General features: G+C 51.7%; 1 protein-coding gene. It reads right to left on the bottom strand.

What is annotated here, in order from left to right; genetic code table 11:
• Positions 1-275: RhoGEF domain-containing protein (locus tag K6753_RS14515; protein ID WP_223677175.1), on the bottom strand; the 275-nt coding region annotated here is incomplete at its 3' end.
• Positions 276-290 lie beyond the last annotated feature (15 nt).

A 290-nucleotide genomic window follows, 5' to 3' on the forward strand; every position in this document is an offset into this window, starting at 1 on the left:
ATGGAAGCTACTCTATCAATGGCGCTATCGAGTTTTTGTTGCGCAATTTTTGAAACAGTTCCCGGGCCCAATTCGCGCAACTTCTCATCATCGACAATTGCGTTGAACCGTCGAGCGAGCTTCTTATGGAGCTCGAGCAGCGCTGCAGCGTTGCGTGCAATGTCCTGCCTGTCTGCTTCCACAAGCGACTCCACGGACGATAGCTGAGCGAGGTAGATCCGCACAAGAATTTTGAGATCTTTGACGTAACCGTCCTCGGTCGATACCAGTTCCATGAGTGCATGCCACCT

The sequence above is a fragment of the Novilysobacter selenitireducens genome, assembly GCF_020026895.1.
GTDB lineage: Bacteria > Pseudomonadota > Gammaproteobacteria > Xanthomonadales > Xanthomonadaceae > Lysobacter_C > Lysobacter_C selenitireducens.